13 protein-coding genes are annotated in these 16,147 nt (G+C 66.0%); 10 read left to right on the top strand and 3 right to left on the bottom strand.

Annotated elements, in window-relative coordinates; all coding sequences use genetic code 11:
- The first annotated feature begins 41 nt into the window (after positions 1 to 41).
- From lpxD to DYQ94_RS01650, 8 genes are all read left to right on the top strand, one after another.
- Positions 42 to 1,055, top strand: coding sequence for a UDP-3-O-(3-hydroxymyristoyl)glucosamine N-acyltransferase (gene lpxD, locus DYQ94_RS01685; protein ID WP_126965524.1), 1,014 nt, complete (start codon positions 42 to 44; stop codon positions 1,053 to 1,055).
- On the top strand, positions 1,052 to 1,513 hold the full coding sequence (fabZ, locus tag DYQ94_RS01680) for a 3-hydroxyacyl-ACP dehydratase FabZ (RefSeq protein ID WP_016902400.1): 462 nt from the start codon (positions 1,052 to 1,054) through the stop codon (positions 1,511 to 1,513). Before lpxD ends, fabZ begins: the two co-directional genes overlap by 4 nt.
- Positions 1,514 to 1,534: 21 nt before the next feature.
- On the top strand, positions 1,535 to 2,326 hold the full coding sequence (gene lpxA / locus DYQ94_RS01675; protein ID WP_024940381.1) for an acyl-ACP--UDP-N-acetylglucosamine O-acyltransferase: 792 nt from the start codon (positions 1,535 to 1,537) through the stop codon (positions 2,324 to 2,326).
- Between the two features lie 29 nt (positions 2,327 to 2,355).
- A complete protein-coding gene (gene lpxB / locus DYQ94_RS01670; protein ID WP_160954888.1) occupies positions 2,356 to 3,627 on the top strand; it encodes a lipid-A-disaccharide synthase in 1,272 nt (423 codons plus the stop codon).
- Complete coding sequence (rnhB, locus tag DYQ94_RS01665; RefSeq protein WP_024940383.1) at positions 3,624 to 4,346, top strand: ribonuclease HII; 723 nt, start codon at positions 3,624 to 3,626, stop codon at positions 4,344 to 4,346. Before lpxB ends, rnhB begins: the two co-directional genes overlap by 4 nt.
- A 288-nt stretch (positions 4,347 to 4,634) precedes the next feature.
- Positions 4,635 to 8,222 (top strand): DNA polymerase III subunit alpha, encoded by a 3,588-nt coding sequence (dnaE, locus tag DYQ94_RS01660; protein ID WP_065031798.1) that lies wholly within the window; start codon positions 4,635 to 4,637, stop codon positions 8,220 to 8,222.
- A gap of 175 nt (positions 8,223 to 8,397) precedes the next feature.
- Positions 8,398 to 9,357: an acetyl-CoA carboxylase carboxyltransferase subunit alpha gene (locus tag DYQ94_RS01655; RefSeq protein WP_016902405.1), complete on the top strand. Its 960-nt coding sequence runs from the start codon at positions 8,398 to 8,400 to the stop codon at positions 9,355 to 9,357.
- A gap of 85 nt (positions 9,358 to 9,442) precedes the next feature.
- Positions 9,443 to 10,198 carry a tetratricopeptide repeat protein gene (locus DYQ94_RS01650; protein WP_126965523.1) on the top strand — a complete coding sequence of 252 codons (756 nt, stop codon included), beginning with the start codon at positions 9,443 to 9,445 and terminating at the stop codon, positions 10,196 to 10,198.
- Between the two features lie 289 nt (positions 10,199 to 10,487).
- On the opposite strand, the gene DYQ94_RS01645 is transcribed toward DYQ94_RS01650, so the two are convergent.
- The gene (locus tag DYQ94_RS01645; RefSeq protein WP_016902407.1) at positions 10,488 to 10,934 is read right to left on the bottom strand and encodes a CopD family protein; all 447 of its coding nucleotides are present in this window, start codon (positions 10,932 to 10,934) and stop codon (positions 10,488 to 10,490) included.
- 74 nt (positions 10,935 to 11,008) lie between these two features.
- Between DYQ94_RS01645 and DYQ94_RS01640 the strand changes: the two genes are divergently transcribed.
- Entirely contained in the window at positions 11,009 to 11,611 is a 603-nt protein-coding gene (locus DYQ94_RS01640) for a methyltransferase (RefSeq protein WP_160954889.1), read from the top strand.
- Between the two features lie 485 nt (positions 11,612 to 12,096).
- The gene (locus DYQ94_RS01635) at positions 12,097 to 13,404 is read left to right on the top strand and encodes a polyhydroxyalkanoate depolymerase (protein WP_065050133.1); all 1,308 of its coding nucleotides are present in this window, start codon (positions 12,097 to 12,099) and stop codon (positions 13,402 to 13,404) included.
- 1,208 nt (positions 13,405 to 14,612) lie between these two features.
- On the opposite strand, the gene DYQ94_RS01630 is transcribed toward DYQ94_RS01635, so the two are convergent.
- Together DYQ94_RS01630 and DYQ94_RS01625 are read right to left on the bottom strand one after the other, a co-directional pair.
- Entirely contained in the window at positions 14,613 to 15,524 is a 912-nt protein-coding gene (locus DYQ94_RS01630; RefSeq protein ID WP_160955263.1) for a sensor domain-containing protein, read from the bottom strand.
- Positions 15,521 to 15,883 (bottom strand): PadR family transcriptional regulator, encoded by a 363-nt coding sequence (locus DYQ94_RS01625; protein ID WP_160955262.1) that lies wholly within the window; start codon positions 15,881 to 15,883, stop codon positions 15,521 to 15,523. Before DYQ94_RS01625 ends, DYQ94_RS01630 begins: the two co-directional genes overlap by 4 nt.
- Positions 15,884 to 16,147: the final 264 nt, after the last annotated feature.

Raw genomic sequence — 16,147 nt, 5'->3', positions numbered from 1 at the left:
CGTTAAAGCGGCGCTCCCACATTTACAAGAGGTTCACCCCGATGCGCTTGACCGCCAGTGCAATTGCCGAACAATTTGGGTTGACCGTCGTTGGCGATGGCGCCGTCGAAGTCAGTGGCGTCGCCACCCTGGCGCATGCCGGCGCCGGGCAACTGAGCTTTTTGTCCAATCCGCGCTACCGGCCGCAACTGGGCCAGAGCCAGGCGGCCGTGGTGGTCCTGCGCGCCGACGATGCGGCGGATGCACGCGGCACCGCGCTGGTCGCCAAGGATCCCTATACCGCCTTTGCCAAGATCGCGGCCTTGTTCGACGTGGCGCCGGTGCGCGAACCGGGGATCCACCCTTCCGCGGTGATCGATTCCAGCGCACAGGTTTCGCCGAACGCCCACGTCGGCCCGTTCGTCAGCATCGGTGCGCGCAGCCGCGTGGGCGATGGCTGCGTGATCGGCACCGGCAGCATCATCGGCGAGGACTGCATGGTCGATGACGGCAGCGAGCTGATCGCCCGCGTCACCCTGGTCACCCGGGTGCGCCTGGGCAAGCGCGTGCGTATCCATCCCGGTGCGGTGATCGGTGCCGACGGCTTCGGCCTGGCGATGGATGCCGGGCACTGGATCAAGGTCCCGCAACTGGGCGGCGTGGTGATCGGCGACGACTGCGAGATCGGCGCCAACACCTGCATCGACCGCGGTGCACTGGAAGACACCGTGCTGGAAGAAGACGTGCGCGTGGATAACCTGGTGCAGATCGCGCACAACTGCCACATCGGCGCGCATAGCGCCATCGCCGGCTGTACCGGGATCGCCGGCAGCGCCAAGATCGGTCGTTACTGCCTGCTCGGCGGGCATGTCGGCGTGGTCGGGCATCTGGAGATCTGCGACAAGGTGGTGATCACCGGCAAGTCGGTGGTGCGCAATTCCATCCATGAGCCGGGCGAGTATTCGTCCGGCACCCCTCTCACCGACAATCGCACGTGGCGCAAGAATGCCGCGCGCTTCAAACAACTCGATGTGCTGGCAAGGCGCATCCTGGCTGTGGGCAAGGAGAAAGAATGAGTCACCCCACTTACGAGCTGCCGATCGACGTCAACCAGATCCAGACGCTGATCCCGCACCGCTATCCGTTCCTGCTGATCGACCGGGTCATCGAGCTCGACCTGGATGCCAAGCGCATCGTCGGGCAGAAGAACGTCAGCATCAACGAGCCATTTTTTCAGGGCCATTTCCCCACCCGCCCGGTGATGCCCGGCGTGCTCATCATCGAGGCACTGGCGCAGGCCGGTGGCGTGATGACCCAGCTCGGCCTGGGGCGCGACGCGCTGTCCAAGCTGTTCTACATGGTCAAGGTCGACAACGCCCGCTTCAACAAGCAGGTGGTGCCGGGCGACGTGCTGATGCTGGAAGTGCAGATGAAGCGCCTGATCCGCAACATGGGATGCTATTACGGCGAGGCCAAGGTCAACGGCGAAGTCGTGGCCAGTGCCGAAGTCATGTGCGCCGGCGCCAAGGAATAACCGTTTTGGAGGTGAGACACGATGCGTGATCAAGCACCCTTGATTCATCCCACCGCCGTCATCGATCCGTCGGCGCAACTGGCCAGCGATGTGCGCGTGGGCGCGTTTTCGCTGATCGGCGCCGATGTGCAGATCGATGCGGGCACCGAGGTGGGGCCGCATTGCTCGATCCACGGCCCGACCCGGATCGGCCGCAACAACCGCTTCATCGGCCACGCCGCGATCGGCGGCGAACCGCAGGACAAGAAGTACGCCGGCGAGCGCACCGAGCTGGTGATCGGCGACGGCAACGTGATCCGCGAATTCGTCACCATCAATCGCGGCACTGGCGGCGGTGGCGGCATCACCGTGGTTGGCGACGACAACTGGATGCTGGCCTACACGCACGTGGCGCACGACTGCCATGTCGGCAACCACTGCGTGTTCTCCAACAACACCACACTGGCCGGCCACGTCACCGTGGGCGACTACGTGATCATCAGCGGCTTTGCCGGCGCGCATCAGTTCTGCCGGATCGGCGCGCACGCCTTCCTGGGCATGGGCGCGCTGACCAACGGCGACGTGCCGCCGTTCACCATGGTCGGCAGCGAATCGCTGGGCCGCCCGCGCGGCATCAACAGCGAAGGGCTCAAGCGGCGCGGCTTCGATGCCGAGCGCATCACTGCGATCAAGCGCGCCTACCGCACGCTGTACGTCGCCGGCCTGCCGCTGGCCGAAGCCAAGCTGCAACTGGCCGAACAGGCCAAGAGCAGCGAAGACGTGCGCGGGCTACTCGAGTTCATCGAGGCGGCGGAAAGGCCGTTGTTGCGATGAAGGCCGGGATTCGGGATTCGGGATTGGGGATGCAAAGCGTCCACACCACACCGGGCGAAGTCGTGCACGACGCGCTGGCCAATCCCCAATCCCCAATCCCCAATCTCCGCTCTCCACGCATCGCGCTGATCGCCGGCGAAGCCTCCGGCGACATCCTGGGTGCGGGCCTGATCGAACAGCTGCGTCGCCGCTATCCGGGCGCTGAATTCGTCGGCATCGGTGGCGATGCGATGCGTGGTGCCGGCTGCCAGACCTGGTTCGATGCCAGCGAACTGGCGGTGATGGGGCTGACCGAAGTGCTGCAGCATCTGCCGCGGCTGTTGAAGCTGCGCCGGGCCTTCCGCGAGCGGGTGCTGGCGTGGAAGCCGGACGTGTTCATCGGCATCGACGCACCCGATTTCAATCTGTCGGTCGAGCGCTGGCTCAAGCAGCGCGGCGTGCGCACCGTGCATTACGTCAGCCCCTCGGTCTGGGCCTGGCGCGAGAAGCGTGCGGAAAAGATCGGCGCCAGCGCCGACCTGGTGCTGTGCCTGTTTCCGATGGAACCGCCGATCTATGCCAAGCACGGCATCGATGCGCGCTTTGTCGGCCACCCGATGGCCGACGACATCGCCTACCAGGCCGATCGCGCAGCCGCGCGCGCCAATCTGGGCCTGTCCGCGTCCAGCACGGTGCTGGCGGTGTTGCCCGGCAGCCGGCATGGCGAAATCAGCAAGCTCGGCGATACCTTCTTCCAGGCCGCCTGGCTGGTGTCCGAGCACCTGCCCAACCTGCACGTGCTGGTGCCCGCGGCCAACCCCGGCTGCAAGCAGTTGCTGGCCGAACAGTTGTCGCGGTCGTCGCTGCCGGTGCTGCGTTCGCACCTGCTCGATGGCCAGGCGCGCACCGCGATGCTGGCCGCCGACGTGGTGCTGCTGGCGTCGGGCACCGCCACGCTGGAGGCGATGCTGGTCAAGCGCCCGATGGTGGTCGGCTACAAGGTCGCCCCGCTCACCTACCGCATCGTCAGGACGCTGGGCCTGCTCAAGGTCAACCGCTACGCGCTGCCCAACATCCTGGCCAACGACGACCTCGCCCCCGAGCTGATGCAGGACGACTGCACCCCGGAACGGCTGTGCGTGGCCCTGCTGGACTGGTTCAAGCACCCGGAAAAGGTCGCCGCCCTGCAACCGCGCTATCTCGCCCTGCACGCCGAACTGCGCCGCGACGCATCGGCACGCGCGGCCGATGCGGTGGCTGGGCTGCTGGAGGGCCGGGATTCGGGAGTGGGGAGTGGGGATTCGGCAGGAGCAAAAGCGTGAAGATCATCGCTGCGGGCGCTCAAGCCGAGGCGCGCCAGTCGCCCTTGTTCGGCCAATCCCAAATCCCGAATGCCGAATCCCGGCGTTTGATTGCCGGTGTCGACGAAGCGGGCCGCGGCCCGCTTGCCGGGCCGGTGGCGGTGGCGGCGGTGGTGTTCGACCCGAGCAAGCCGCGCATCAACGGGCTGGACGATTCCAAGCAGCTGAGCGCGCAGCGGCGCGAGCAATTGTATGCGCGCATCGTCGAGCGGGCGCTGGCGTGGTCGGTGGTGCTGATCGACAGCGAGGAGATCGACCGCATCAACATCTACCAGGCGACCATGCTGGGCATGCGGCGTGCGGTGGAGGGCGTGGCGCATGTGGCCGGGTTTGCGCGCATCGACGGCAACCGGGTGCCCAAGGGCCTGCCCTGCCCGGCCGAGGCATTGATCGGCGGCGATGCGCTCGATCGCGCCATCATGGCGGCCTCGATCGTGGCCAAGGTCACCCGCGACCGCCTGATGCACGCCCTGCACGCCCAGCATCCGGAATACCGCTTCGACCAGCACAAGGGCTACGCCACGCCAGTGCATCTGGCCGCGCTGCGCAGCCACGGACCCTGCCCGCAGCACCGCCGCAGCTTCGCCCCGGTGCGGCGTGCGTTGGGCATCGAGGCGACGCAGTCGCCGTGGGACGTGCCCTGCGCGGCCCCGGCCGATGACCTGCTGCTGGCCGACTGATCGACCGCCCTCCGGGCGAACCTGAAACGGTAATGGCGTCCTCCTTCGCTTGGCGTGCATGCCGCCGCTGCGGCCATGGCCTGGAGCGTCGCGTCCCGCACACGCAGCCCCGCACGCCTGCCGATCCGCGCAATCGCCACCGTCGCGCTGCGCGCAGCTAGCCAAAGCCTGAATCGGCCGCACCGCCCAGCCCCCGTGGCAGCTGGCCGCGGCCCTGCGCCGGCGCTGTCAAGCCTTGTTCGACCCGACCACGCTCGCTACCCTGACCACGCATTATTCCGGTCTCGCATGTCCACTTCCCGCTTCGTCCATCTGCACGTCCACACCGAGTTCTCGCTGGCGGATTCCACCATCCGTGTGCCCGAGAAACCGGATCAGGCTGACCCGAAAAAGGCCAAGCAGGCCAACCTGCTGAGCCGCGCGGTCGAACTCGACATGCCCGCGCTGGCGGTCACCGACCTCAACAACCTGTTCGCGCTGGTCAAGTTCTACAAGGCCGCCGAAGGCGTGGGCATCAAGCCGATCGCCGGCGCCGACGTGATGATCGCCACCCCGGACATGACGCCCTGGCGCATGACCCTACTGTGCCGGGACCGCGAAGGCTACCTGAGCCTGTCGCGCCTGCTGACCCGCGCCTGGATGGAAGGCCACCGCCCCGAAGGCGGCGTGGCGATCCACCCGGAGTGGCTGCAGAGCGGCCACGCCAACCTGTTCGCCCTGGCCGGGCGTGACAGCCTGGCCGGGCGCCTGTTCGGCGAGGGCCGCGCCGACCTGGCCGAGCAGCAACTGGCCGACTGGCAGCGCGTGTTCGGCGATGGCCTGCACCTGGAACTGACCCGCACCGGGCGCGAGGGCGAGGAACGCTTCAACCAGTTCGCGCTGCATGCGGCCGGTGTGCGCGGCCTGCCGGTGGTGGCCAGCAACGATGTGCGCTTCCTGTACGCCAGCGACTTCAATGCCCACGAGGCGCGGGTGTGCATTTCCTCCGGCCGCGTGCTCGACGATCCCAAACGTCCGCGCGAGTACAGCGACCAGCAGTACCTGAAGTCCGGCGACGAAATGGCCGCGCTGTTCGCCGACGTGCCCGACGCGATCGACAACACGCTGGCGCTGGCGCAGCGCTGCAACATCGAGATGCGCCTGGGCACCTACTTCCTGCCCGCCTACCCGGTGCCGGAAGACGAGACGCTGGACAGCTGGATCCGCAGCCAGTCGCGCGCGGGCCTGGCCGCACGCCTGGAAAAGAACCCGATCGCGCCCGGCAAGACCCGCCAGGACTATGTCGACCGGCTGGAATTCGAGCTGGACACCATCATCAAGATGGGCTTTCCCGGCTACTTCCTGATCGTGGCCGACTTCATCCAGTGGGGCAAGAACCAGGGCATTCCGATCGGCCCGGGCCGCGGTTCCGGTGCCGGCTCGCTGGTGGCCTGGGCGCTGCAGATCACCGATCTGGATCCGCTGCCGTACAACCTGCTGTTCGAGCGCTTCCTCAACCCGGAACGCGTGTCGATGCCCGACTTCGACATCGACTTCTGCATGGATCGCCGCGACGAGGTGATCGACTACGTGGCGCGCAAGTACGGCCGCGACCGGGTCAGCCAGATCATCACCTACGGCACCATGGCGGCCAAGGCGGTGGTGCGCGACGCCGGGCGCGTGCTCGGCTTCAGCTACGGTCTGGTCGACAGCGTCGCCAAGCTGATCCCCAACATCCTGGGCATCACGCTCAAGGATGCGATGGGCGAAGGCAAGGACTCGGAGATGGCCTCGCCGGACCTGATCCAGCGCTATCAGGTCGAGGACGACGTGCGCGACCTGATGGATCTGGCCCGTCAGCTCGAGGACCTCACCCGCAACGCCGGCAAGCACGCCGGCGGCGTGGTGATCGCGCCCGAACCGCTCTCCGAGTTCTGCCCGCTGTTCGCCGAACACGACCAGGACGGACGCGGCAAGAACCAGGTCACCCAGTTCGACAAGGACGACGTCGAAGCGGTCGGCCTGGTCAAGTTCGACTTCCTCGGCCTGCGCACGCTGACCATCATCGACTGGGCGGTCAAGGCGATCAACGTGCGTCACGCACGCGCCGGCATCGACCCGGTCGACATCAGCGCCATTCCGCTCGACGATGCCCCCACCTACAAGGGCGTATTCGCCTCGGGCAATACCGGCGCGGTGTTCCAGTTCGAATCCTCGGGCATGCGCCGCCTGCTCAAGGACGCGCGCCCGGACCGTTTCGAAGACCTGATCGCGCTGGTGTCGCTGTACCGCCCCGGCCCGATGGACCTGATCCCGGACTTCAACGCGCGTAAGCACGGCCAGCAGGAGATCGTCTACCCGGATCCGCGCACCGAAGTCATCCTCAAGGACACCTACGGCATCATGGTGTACCAGGAGCAGGTGATGCAGATGGCGCAGATCGTCGGCGATTATTCGCTGGGCGGCGCCGACCTGCTGCGCCGCGCGATGGGCAAGAAGGTGCCGGCCGAAATGGCCAAGCACCGCGAGATCTTCCGCGAAGGCGCGGCCAAGGGCGGAGTGAGCGCGGCCAAGGCCGACGAAATCTTCGACCTGATGGAGAAGTTCGCCGGCTACGGCTTCAACAAGTCGCACGCCGCCGCCTACGCGCTGGTCAGCTACCAGACCGCCTGGCTGAAACGGCATTACCCGGCCGAATTCATGGCCGCGACGCTGTCCTCGGACATGGACAACACCGACAAGGTGGTGGGCTTTCTCGATGAGGTGCGCAATCTTGGCCTGACCGTCAAGCCACCGCGCGTCAACGAGTCGGCCTACATGTTCGAGGCCGCCAGCCCGGACACCATCCAGTACGGCCTGGGCGCGATCAAGGGTGTCGGCCAGGGCGCCTGCGAGGCGATCGTCGAAGAACGCCAGCGCGGCGGCCCCTACACCACCTTGCTGGATTTCTGCACGCGCGTGGGCACCGCCAAGCTCAACCGGCGCACGCTGGAAGCGATGATCAACGCCGGCGCGATGGACGGGCTGGGCAAGAACCGCGCCTCGCTGATGCTGCAGCTGCCGGAAGTGGTCAAGGCCACCGAGCAGTTGGCGCGCGAACGCGCCTCGGGCCAGAACTCGCTGTTCGGCGGGCCGGACCCGAGCGCGCCGGCGCTGCGTCTGGACCTGCCCGAAAGCAAGGAATGGCCGCTGGGCCAGTTGCTCACCGGCGAGCGCGAAACGCTGGGCTTCTATCTCAGCGGTCACCCGTTCGACCCGCACCGCGACGAAGTGCGCGAGCTGGTCGGCTGCGACCTGGGCGCGCTGGAGAAGATCCTCGCCTCGCAACAACGCGGCGGTGGCGGCGGTGGCGATGGCGAAAAGCGCGCCTGGCGCCCGGAAGTCAGCGCGATCCTGGCCGGCCAGGTGATCGGCGTGCGGCGCAAGGGCGACAGCCAGGTGTTCGTGCAGCTCGAAGACGGCCGTGGCCGGGTCGAATGCAGCGCATTCTCCGATGCGATGGCCGAGTTCGGGCATCTGCTCACCCGCGACCGCATCCTGATCGTCAAGGGCGGCCTGCGCGAGGACGAATTCAACGGCGGCTACAGCCTGCGCATCCGCCAATGCTGGGACTACGAGCAGATCTGCGCCGACCACGCGCAGCGCCTGTCGCTGCGCCTGGACCTGCGCGAGAAACAGGCCTGGAAGCGCATCGACGCGCTGCTGGCCAAGCACCGACCCGGCAAGACGCCCCTGCGCCTGGACCTGCTGCTGCGCGCCCCGACCGGCGGCGTGGCCGGCATGCTCGACCTCAACGGCAGCCACTCGGTGCGGATCGACCAGCAGCTGATGGACAACCTGCGCGCCGACCCCGCGGTGCGGACCTTGAAGATCAAGTACAGCCCTCCGTGGGCTTGAGGGGCGGGGATTGGGCATTCGGGATTCGGGATTGGCAACAGCAACCCGAACGCAGCAGCGCCGCTGTTGCCAATCCCGAATCCCGACTCCCGAATCCCCGCCACCGAACGGCCCCGTACGGGCCGAAGGCAGCGCTTCAGCTACACTCCCCGCCTTACGTCGACGACACCACTGCATGAATCCTAACTACCTCGACTTCGAGCAACCCATCGCCGATCTGGAAGCAAAGATCCAGGAACTGCGCAAGGCCAGCACCGGTCCTGCAGTCAACGTGGACACCGAGGTGCGTGCGCTGCGCGACAAGCTGCGCGTGCGTACCGCACAGATCTTCCGCGACCTGTCGGCCTGGCAGGTCTCGCAGCTGGCGCGCCATCCGCAGCGCCCGTACACGCTGGACTACATCAACACCATCTGCGACGAATTCCAGGAACTGGCCGGCGACCGCGCCTATGCCGACGACAAAGCGATCGTCGGTGGCCTGGGCCGTATCGATGGCCGCGCGGTGGTGATCATCGGCCACCAGAAGGGCCGCGACACCAAGAGCAAGGTTGCCCGCAATTTCGGCATGCCGCGCCCGGAGGGCTACCGCAAGGCGCTGCGCCTGATGAAGCTGGCCGAGCGTTTCCGCCTGCCGCTGCTGACCTTCATCGACACCCCGGGCGCCTACCCGGGCATCGGCGCCGAAGAGCGCGGCCAGTCCGAAGCGATCGCGCGTAACCTGCTGGAGATGGCCGAACTGAAGATCCCGGTGATCTGCACCGTGATCGGCGAAGGCGGCTCCGGCGGCGCGCTGGCGATCGGCGTGGGCGACCGCACCTTGATGCTGGAATACGGCACCTATTCGGTGATTTCGCCCGAAGGCTGCGCCTCGATCCTGTGGAAGGACGCGGCCAAGGCCAAGGACGCGGCCGAGCAGCTCGGCTTGACCGCCAAGCGCCTGAAAGGCCTGGGCCTGGTCGACAAGGTGATCCGCGAACCCACCGGCGGCGCGCATCGCAATCCCGAGCAGATGGGCAAGCGCCTCAAGGCGGTGCTGCTCAACGAGCTGGAAGCGCTGGAAAAGCTGCCGGTCGAGGGCCTGCTGCAGCGTCGTTACGAGCGCCTGCGCAGCTACGGCGCCTACGAAGGCAACTGATCGGAGGTCTGCCGGGGCGATGGTGCTGCACGCAGCATTGCCAGCCAGCAAGACGATTGCCCACCATGGAAGGACCTGTTCGGATATGAGCCCGCTACTTCTGCTGTCGCTGGTATTGCAAGCCGCCTGCTGCGTACATGTGGTGCGCAGCGGCCGCCCGCTGTACTGGATCTTCATCCTGCTGGCGTTTTCGTTGCTGGCGGTCCTGGTCTACGTGTGCGTGGCGGTGATCCCGGACCTGCGCAACGACCCGACGGCGCGCCGTGGCCTGCGCAAGGTGCGTCAGCGCATCGATCCGCAACGCGAACAACGCGACGCATCGCGCCAGCTGGATGTGGCCGACACCCCCGAGAATCGCCGCCGCCTCGCGCAGACGCTGCTGGAACAGGGCGACTACGCGCGTGCCGCCGAGCTGTATCAGGGCGCGCTGCGCGGCATCTACCAGGACGATCCGGACCTGATGCTGGGCCTGGCCAAGGCCCAGTACGGGCTGGGCCAGGCCGCAGACACACGCAAGACGCTGGACGCGTTGATCGCGGCCAATCCGAGTTTCCGTTCGCACGACGGGCACCTGCTGTACGCGCGCGCAGTCGAAGACAGCGGCAGCATCGACGAGGCGCTGCACGAATACGAGACGCTTGCGCAAGGCTATCCGGGCGAAGAGGCACGCGTGCGTTATGCGCAGCTGTTGTTGCGCGCCGCGCGCCCGCAAGACGCCAGGGCCGTCCTCGAGCAGGTGCTGCGCCACGCAGCCGCCTCCCCCAAGCATTACCAGCGCGAGCAGCGCGCCTGGATCGACCTGGCGCGCAAGGGACTGAGCGAGCTCGGCGCCCAGGCGTGATCGCCGCCTGACGCGATACTCAAGCGGCGAAACACACAGGATGCGCGCACCGTGTGTCCAGAAGACCTGGTACGCAACCGAGGGCGCCGCCATGCCCAGAAAGGATGGGGATAGCGGCAAGCCTGAAGGCCCGGATCGATCACCTGCTGCAATCGTCGACGCAGCCGTTTCGCAATGGCGCCCTGGCGGAATCCCTCGACCATCCGCGCCACATCACCGCCGTGCTGCGCAAACACGCCAGCGACGACCAAGCGCATCCGGCAAGCGCATGCATTGCCCGGGCGTTGTGTCAGAACGGCTTGGCCAGCACCAGCCAGATCACCCCGACCAGCAACACCACCGGCACTTCATTGAACAGCCGCAATGCGCGGCCGCTGGGCAGGCTGCGGCCCTGATCCACGCCCTTCAGCCAGCGCCCGGCCACGATGTAATGCGCCAGGATCAAGGCCACCGCAAACAGTTTTGCGTGCAGCCAGCCACCGGCCACCATCGTCGGGAAATCCGGAATCACCCGATAGCCCTGCCACAGCACCGCGCCCAGCAGCAGCGCCAGCCCCAGCATGCTGTGGCCGAATTTGTAGAGGCGGCGCCCCATCAGCACCAGACGCGTGCGCACCGCAGGCTCGGCACCGGCTTCGGCGATATTGACCAGGATGCGTGGCAGGTAGAACACCGCCGCCATCCACGCAGTGACGAACAACAGATGGAAGGTCTTGATCCACAGGTACAGGGTCATGTGCTGGCTTCGCTGGCTGGCGTAGGATGGCCCGCATTTTCACCTATCCGCCGACGCGAAAGCACCTGACGTCCATGTCCGAACCCGACGACAAGCAGTACGACGCCCACTATTTCCGCCGCTGGTACCGGGATGCCGGGCTGGCCGACCCTGCGCGTCTGCGACGCAAGGTCGCACTGGCGGTGAGCCAGGCCGAGTACTACCTGGAGCGCCCGATCCGCAGCGTGCTGGATATCGGCTGCGGCGAGGCGGCCTGGCGCGCGCCATTGCTGGCGTTACGCCCCAAGCTGAGCTATCTGGGCTTCGACAGCAGCGCCTACGCGGTGCAGCGTTACGGACGCAGCCGGCAGATCCACCCTGCCCGCTTCGGCGATTTCGCCTGGCTGCGCCCGTGCGCGCCAGTGGATCTGCTGATCTGCTCGGACGTGCTGCATTACGTGTCCACGCGCGAGTTCAACCAGGGCCTGCCGGGGTTGGCCGAGATGTGCGCGGGCGTGGCATTTCTGGAAACCTTCGCCGAAGAGGATGCCTTCGAAGGCGACCACGATGGCTTTCAGGCGCGGCCGGCGCGCTGGTATCGGCGCCGCTTCGCCAGCGTGGGGTTTGCTGCACTCGGCTCGCACTGCTGGTTGTCGCCGCAATTGGCCGATGAGGCGTCTGCGCTGGAGCGCGGCTGAGCAGGACGTTGGCCGGTTGAGGCACGCATGGCAAGTGGCTTCGCCGCGTCCCCTCACCCCCCTCTCCCGCAGGAGAGGGGCTTTAGTTCACGCATCCCTCTGCGCACGCTGAGCGGCTTCATTCCCTTCTTCCGCAGGGAGAAGGTGCCCCGCGGGGGCGGATGAGGGTGCGTGCGAAGCCTGGTGGAGATCGAGCGCTGATGAGGGTTGAGTGCACTGGGCTTTGCCGCGCACCTCACCCATCCCCGCCTTGCAGGAAAGAAGAATCGTCCAGCAGCCATAGGGTTCTGCGACGAACGCGCGCTTTCGGCTCGCACAGCCATCCGAAGGATCACCAATCGCGGCAAACAAAATCGCGGCCAATCAACGCGCTGACGCCTGCCATAAGTCGTATGACAGCCTCTACCGTCCGCAGCCCCATTAAGGTGCAAATGCGCCAAAGGGGGTATGCTGCGCGGCAGCAAAGAGCCGCACGGATGGGTGGAATGCTTTATCAACTGCACGAGCTGACCCGCAATCTGCTAGCCCCTTGGGTGCACCAGGCCCAGGCGAACGCCAAGATGTTCTCCGACCCCGACAGTCTGTGGGCCTCGCTCCCGGGCGCCGAACGCATGGCGGCCAGCAATGAGCTGTTCCATCGCCTGGGCAAGGAATACGAAAAGCCGGCCTGGGCGCTCGACGATGTCGAGGTCGACGGCCATTCGTTGCCGATCATCGAACGCGAGGTGCTGAGCAAGCCGTTCTGCCGTCTGCTGCGCTTCAAGCGTTTCAGCGACCATGTCGAGCTGATCGGCACGATGAAGCAGCAGCCGGCCGTGCTGGTGGTGGCGCCGTTGTCCGGCCACCACGCCACCCTGTTGCGCGACACCGTGCGCACCCTGCTGCGCAACCACAAGGTCTATGTCACCGACTGGGTCGATGCGCGCATGGTGCCACTGGAAGCCGGCGCCTTCCGGCTCGAGGACTACATCAGCTACATCCAGGAGTTCATCCGTCACATCGGCGCCGAGCGCCTGCATGTAGTGAGCGTGTGTCAGCCCACCGTGCCGGTGCTTGCGGCGGTGTCGCTGATGGCCTCCAACGACGAACCCACGCCGCGCTCGCTAGTGATGATGGGCGGGCCGATCGATGCGCGCCGCAGCCCGACCCAGGTCAACAACCTGGCCACCGAAAATGGCATCGAGTGGTTCCAGAACAACCTGATCCACACCGTGCCGTTCCCGTATCCGGGCCACGGCCGGCAGGTGTATCCGGGCTTCCTGCAGCATGCCGGCTTCCTGTCGATGAACCCCAACCGGCATGTGATGTCGCATTGGGATTTCTACACCGATCTGGTCAAGGGTGACCTGCAGGACGCGCAGGCGCACCGGCAGTTCTACGACGAATACAACGCCGTGCTCGACATGCCGGCCGAGTATTACCTGGACACCATCCGCGTGGTGTTCCAGGACTTCCTGCTGCCGCAGGGCAAGTGGAAAGTGGATGGCCAGCTGGTCAAGCCGTCGGCGATCCGCAATACCGCACTGCTCAGCATCGAGGGCGAACTGGACGATATCGCCGGCCTTGGTCAGACCGAAGCGGTGCACGATCTGTGCACCGGGATCGATGCGGCGCATCGTCGTCATCTGGTGGTGGAAGGTGCCGGTCACTACGGCATCTTCAGCGGCCGTCGCTGGCGCGAAGTGGTGTACCCGCAGGTGCGCGAATTCATCGCTCGCTACGATGCCGACCCGGTCGGCAGCCGCGACCCCGCCACCGTCACCCCGATCCGCAAGCGCGGCAAGCGCGCCTGATCGGCCGACAAAAAACGCCCCTTGATCGAGACCGATCAAGGGGCGTTTTTTTATGCGCAGATTTTTGGTTCGCGTAAAGACAGCGCACTGCGTGGCAAGGTGCGTGGCGCCCGCACAAGACAGTTTGCCGGTCGCTTTATTGAAACTGCTTGCCACCACACACACCGACCATCTTCGATGGTCCTTGCCTGCTCACCGTCGCGGGACCTTACGCGGCACGGATGCCGCGTAAGAGCCTACACGGACGTACTTGCGGCGTGTCCTGCGATGGTGGGCGGGCAAGGGCCTGCAGCCAAGCTGCAGATCAAACGCTACGCAGCCAACACCAGGCCTTTGTACGCCAACGTCGGTTAAGTGCAGTCAAACACCTCGGTTCGTCGAGCGCGCGGTGCCCTCGCCGCTCGCGGGACACGCCGTGAATCCGTCCCTGGAGGCTCCTCAGCGGCATCCATGCCGCTAAGGGTCCCGCAACCGGCGAGGACACCGCACCAGAGAGTTGATCGATTGCGTTGTTTAAAACCATGCACACCGACCATCTCCACTGGTCCTTGCCTGCTCACCGTCGCGGGACCTTACGCGGCACGGATGCCGCGTAAGAGCCTACACGGACGTACTTGCGGCGTGTCCTGCGAGGGTGGGCGGGCAAGGGCCTGCAGCCAAGCTGCAGATCAAACGCTACGCAGCTAACACCAGGCCTTCGCGCAGCAACGTCGGTTGAGTGCAGTCAAACGCTCGGTTCGTCGAGCGCGCGGTGCCCTCGCCGCTCGCGGGACACGCCGTGAATCCGTCCCTGGAGGCTCCTCAGCGGCGTCCATGCCGCTGAGGGTCCCGCAACCGGCGAGGACACCGCACCAGAGAGTTGATCGATTGCGTTGTTTAAAACCATGCACACCGACCATCTCCACTGGTCCTTGCCCGCTCACCGTCGCGGGACCTTATGCGGCATGGATGCCGCGTAAGAGCCTACAAGGACGTACTTGCGGCGTGTCCTGCGATGGTGGGTGGGCAAGGGCCCTGCAGCCAAGCCACAGAGCAGCCGCCCTGCAACCGCTCCATCCGCACTGTCCAACCACCTACACGACTACGGGACTTCAAGTCGTTGCGTCTTTCAGACCTTTCACTACAGACCACGTGACACTGCAGCGATCGCAGCCGCGTGCCGCGTGCCGCACAACCGGCAACCGGCAACCGGCAATCACACGATGCACTCAGCCTTCACCGCTCTTGACCAGCAGGTGCTTGGCGAACATGCCGTGCAGCTTGCCGACGGCGCGTGCCAGATGCAGCGTGACGAACAGCAGCAGCACGCCCACGACGAACAACGGCAGCGTCAGCCAAGCGCTGGTGACATCCACACCATCCCAGGTCAGCACCGCCGTGTTGTCGAACAGCAGCACCAGCGGTGAAGCGGCCAGGCCCAGCGCCAACGACAACAAGGTGGTGAACACGCTGAAGTAGACGATGCCCAGCGGCAGCATCAGCAGGAAGTACAGCATCGTGCTCCAGGTACGCGCATCGGTAAACATCGCGCCGATGCGTTGCAGCCAGCCACCTTGCGGCCCCGGATGGGCGGGACGACGCGGCATGCGCACGCCCAGCAGCGTTTCCACCACGCGGCCTTCCACCAGCGACAGCACCCGCACCGATCCGAAGAACAGCACCAGCAACGGCACGCCGATGATCAGGATCATCAAGCCGGCCGACAGGCTCGCGCCGGTGATCACCCAGGTGAAATAGAACACGCCGGTGACCAACGACAACAACATGTAGAACAGCGCGCCGTAGCTGCGTGGATCGGCAGCCACGCCGAAGAACCTGCCGTACCATGTGCTGCGTCTGCGCGGCAGCGGCGCGCGCAGTGCACGTGTCACCGTCACTTCGGTTTCGCGATAGATCTCGGCCACTTCATCCGGCGCACCGTAGCTGCCTGCCACGCCGGCGATCACCTCCGCTTCGCTCTTGCCGGCCTGCTCGGCCAGTTCGGCGCGCAGATACTCTTCGGCGTCGTAGAGCGCGTCCTGGATCATCGCCGGGTCCGCGCCGGCCAGGGCCTGGCGCAGTTGTGCCAGGTAATCGGGAATGGTGGTCGGCAACGGGCGTGCCTGCGCAATGGTCGTCATGAGTGGGTCCCCTCCAGCACTGAGTCAACGGAATCGCGGGTGGCGTGCCAGGCGGCGGTCCAGTCGCGCAGGCAATCACGCCCGGTTTGGGTGATGCGGTAATAGCGCCGCGGCGGGCCGGACGCCGACGGCTCGACATGGCTTTGCAGCAACCCTGCCCCCTCCAGATTGCGCAGCACCGGATACAACGCGCTCTGCTTGCCGCTCAGCACGCCGTCCAGCCGCTCCATGCGCTTGGCGATCAGATAGCCGTACAGCGGCTCCTCGGCCTGCGCCAGCACCGCCAGCAAGGCCAGCGACACCGTGCCGGCACTCAGCTCTTTCTGAAATTTCCGCAGGTAGGCATCGGGTTCGCTCATCGGCCATCTCCGCTAGGTCGAAGGCAATGCTATTGCGAAGTTGGGTATAGTGGATGTGCCGGTAGTCATGAGGCGGGGATTGGAGATTGGAGATTGGAGATTGGGGATTCGCAGAGCATTCCGGCCGAGAATTTCCTTGCGTTGACTCAAGCGGACTGAAGAAGAACTAGGGCGTCGCTTGCATGCCTGCTTTTGCAAATCCCCAATCACGACTCCCCAATCCCCGCTCATGTGCTTAGAACCATTGGGTTACTCCCTTTGCGG

The sequence above is a fragment of the Xanthomonas sp. LMG 8993 genome (genome assembly GCF_009835065.2).
GTDB classification, from domain to species: Bacteria; Pseudomonadota; Gammaproteobacteria; order Xanthomonadales; family Xanthomonadaceae; genus Xanthomonas; species Xanthomonas arboricola.
The sequence above is the reverse complement of the archived record's forward strand: the minus strand, read 5'-3'. Positions and strand labels throughout refer to the sequence as shown.

Excerpts from the sequence above, each read along its gene's own strand:
- lpxD (WP_126965524.1), top strand. The coding sequence starts at position 42 with ATGCGCTTGACCGCCAGTGCAATTGCCGAACAATTTGGGTTGACCGTC.
- fabZ (WP_016902400.1), top strand. The coding sequence starts at position 1,052 with ATGAGTCACCCCACTTACGAGCTGCCGATCGACGTCAACCAGATCCAG.
- lpxA (WP_024940381.1), top strand. The coding sequence starts at position 1,535 with ATGCGTGATCAAGCACCCTTGATTCATCCCACCGCCGTCATCGATCCG.
- lpxB (WP_160954888.1), top strand. The coding sequence starts at position 2,356 with ATGCAAAGCGTCCACACCACACCGGGCGAAGTCGTGCACGACGCGCTG.
- dnaE (WP_065031798.1), top strand. The coding sequence starts at position 4,635 with ATGTCCACTTCCCGCTTCGTCCATCTGCACGTCCACACCGAGTTCTCG.
- DYQ94_RS01655 (WP_016902405.1), top strand. The coding sequence starts at position 8,398 with ATGAATCCTAACTACCTCGACTTCGAGCAACCCATCGCCGATCTGGAA.
- DYQ94_RS01650 (WP_126965523.1), top strand. The coding sequence starts at position 9,443 with ATGAGCCCGCTACTTCTGCTGTCGCTGGTATTGCAAGCCGCCTGCTGC.
- DYQ94_RS01645 (WP_016902407.1), bottom strand. The coding sequence starts at position 10,934 with ATGACCCTGTACCTGTGGATCAAGACCTTCCATCTGTTGTTCGTCACT.
- DYQ94_RS01640 (WP_160954889.1), top strand. The coding sequence starts at position 11,009 with ATGTCCGAACCCGACGACAAGCAGTACGACGCCCACTATTTCCGCCGC.
- DYQ94_RS01635 (WP_065050133.1), top strand. The coding sequence starts at position 12,097 with ATGCTTTATCAACTGCACGAGCTGACCCGCAATCTGCTAGCCCCTTGG.
- DYQ94_RS01630 (WP_160955263.1), bottom strand. The coding sequence starts at position 15,524 with ATGACGACCATTGCGCAGGCACGCCCGTTGCCGACCACCATTCCCGAT.
- DYQ94_RS01625 (WP_160955262.1), bottom strand. The coding sequence starts at position 15,883 with ATGAGCGAACCCGATGCCTACCTGCGGAAATTTCAGAAAGAGCTGAGT.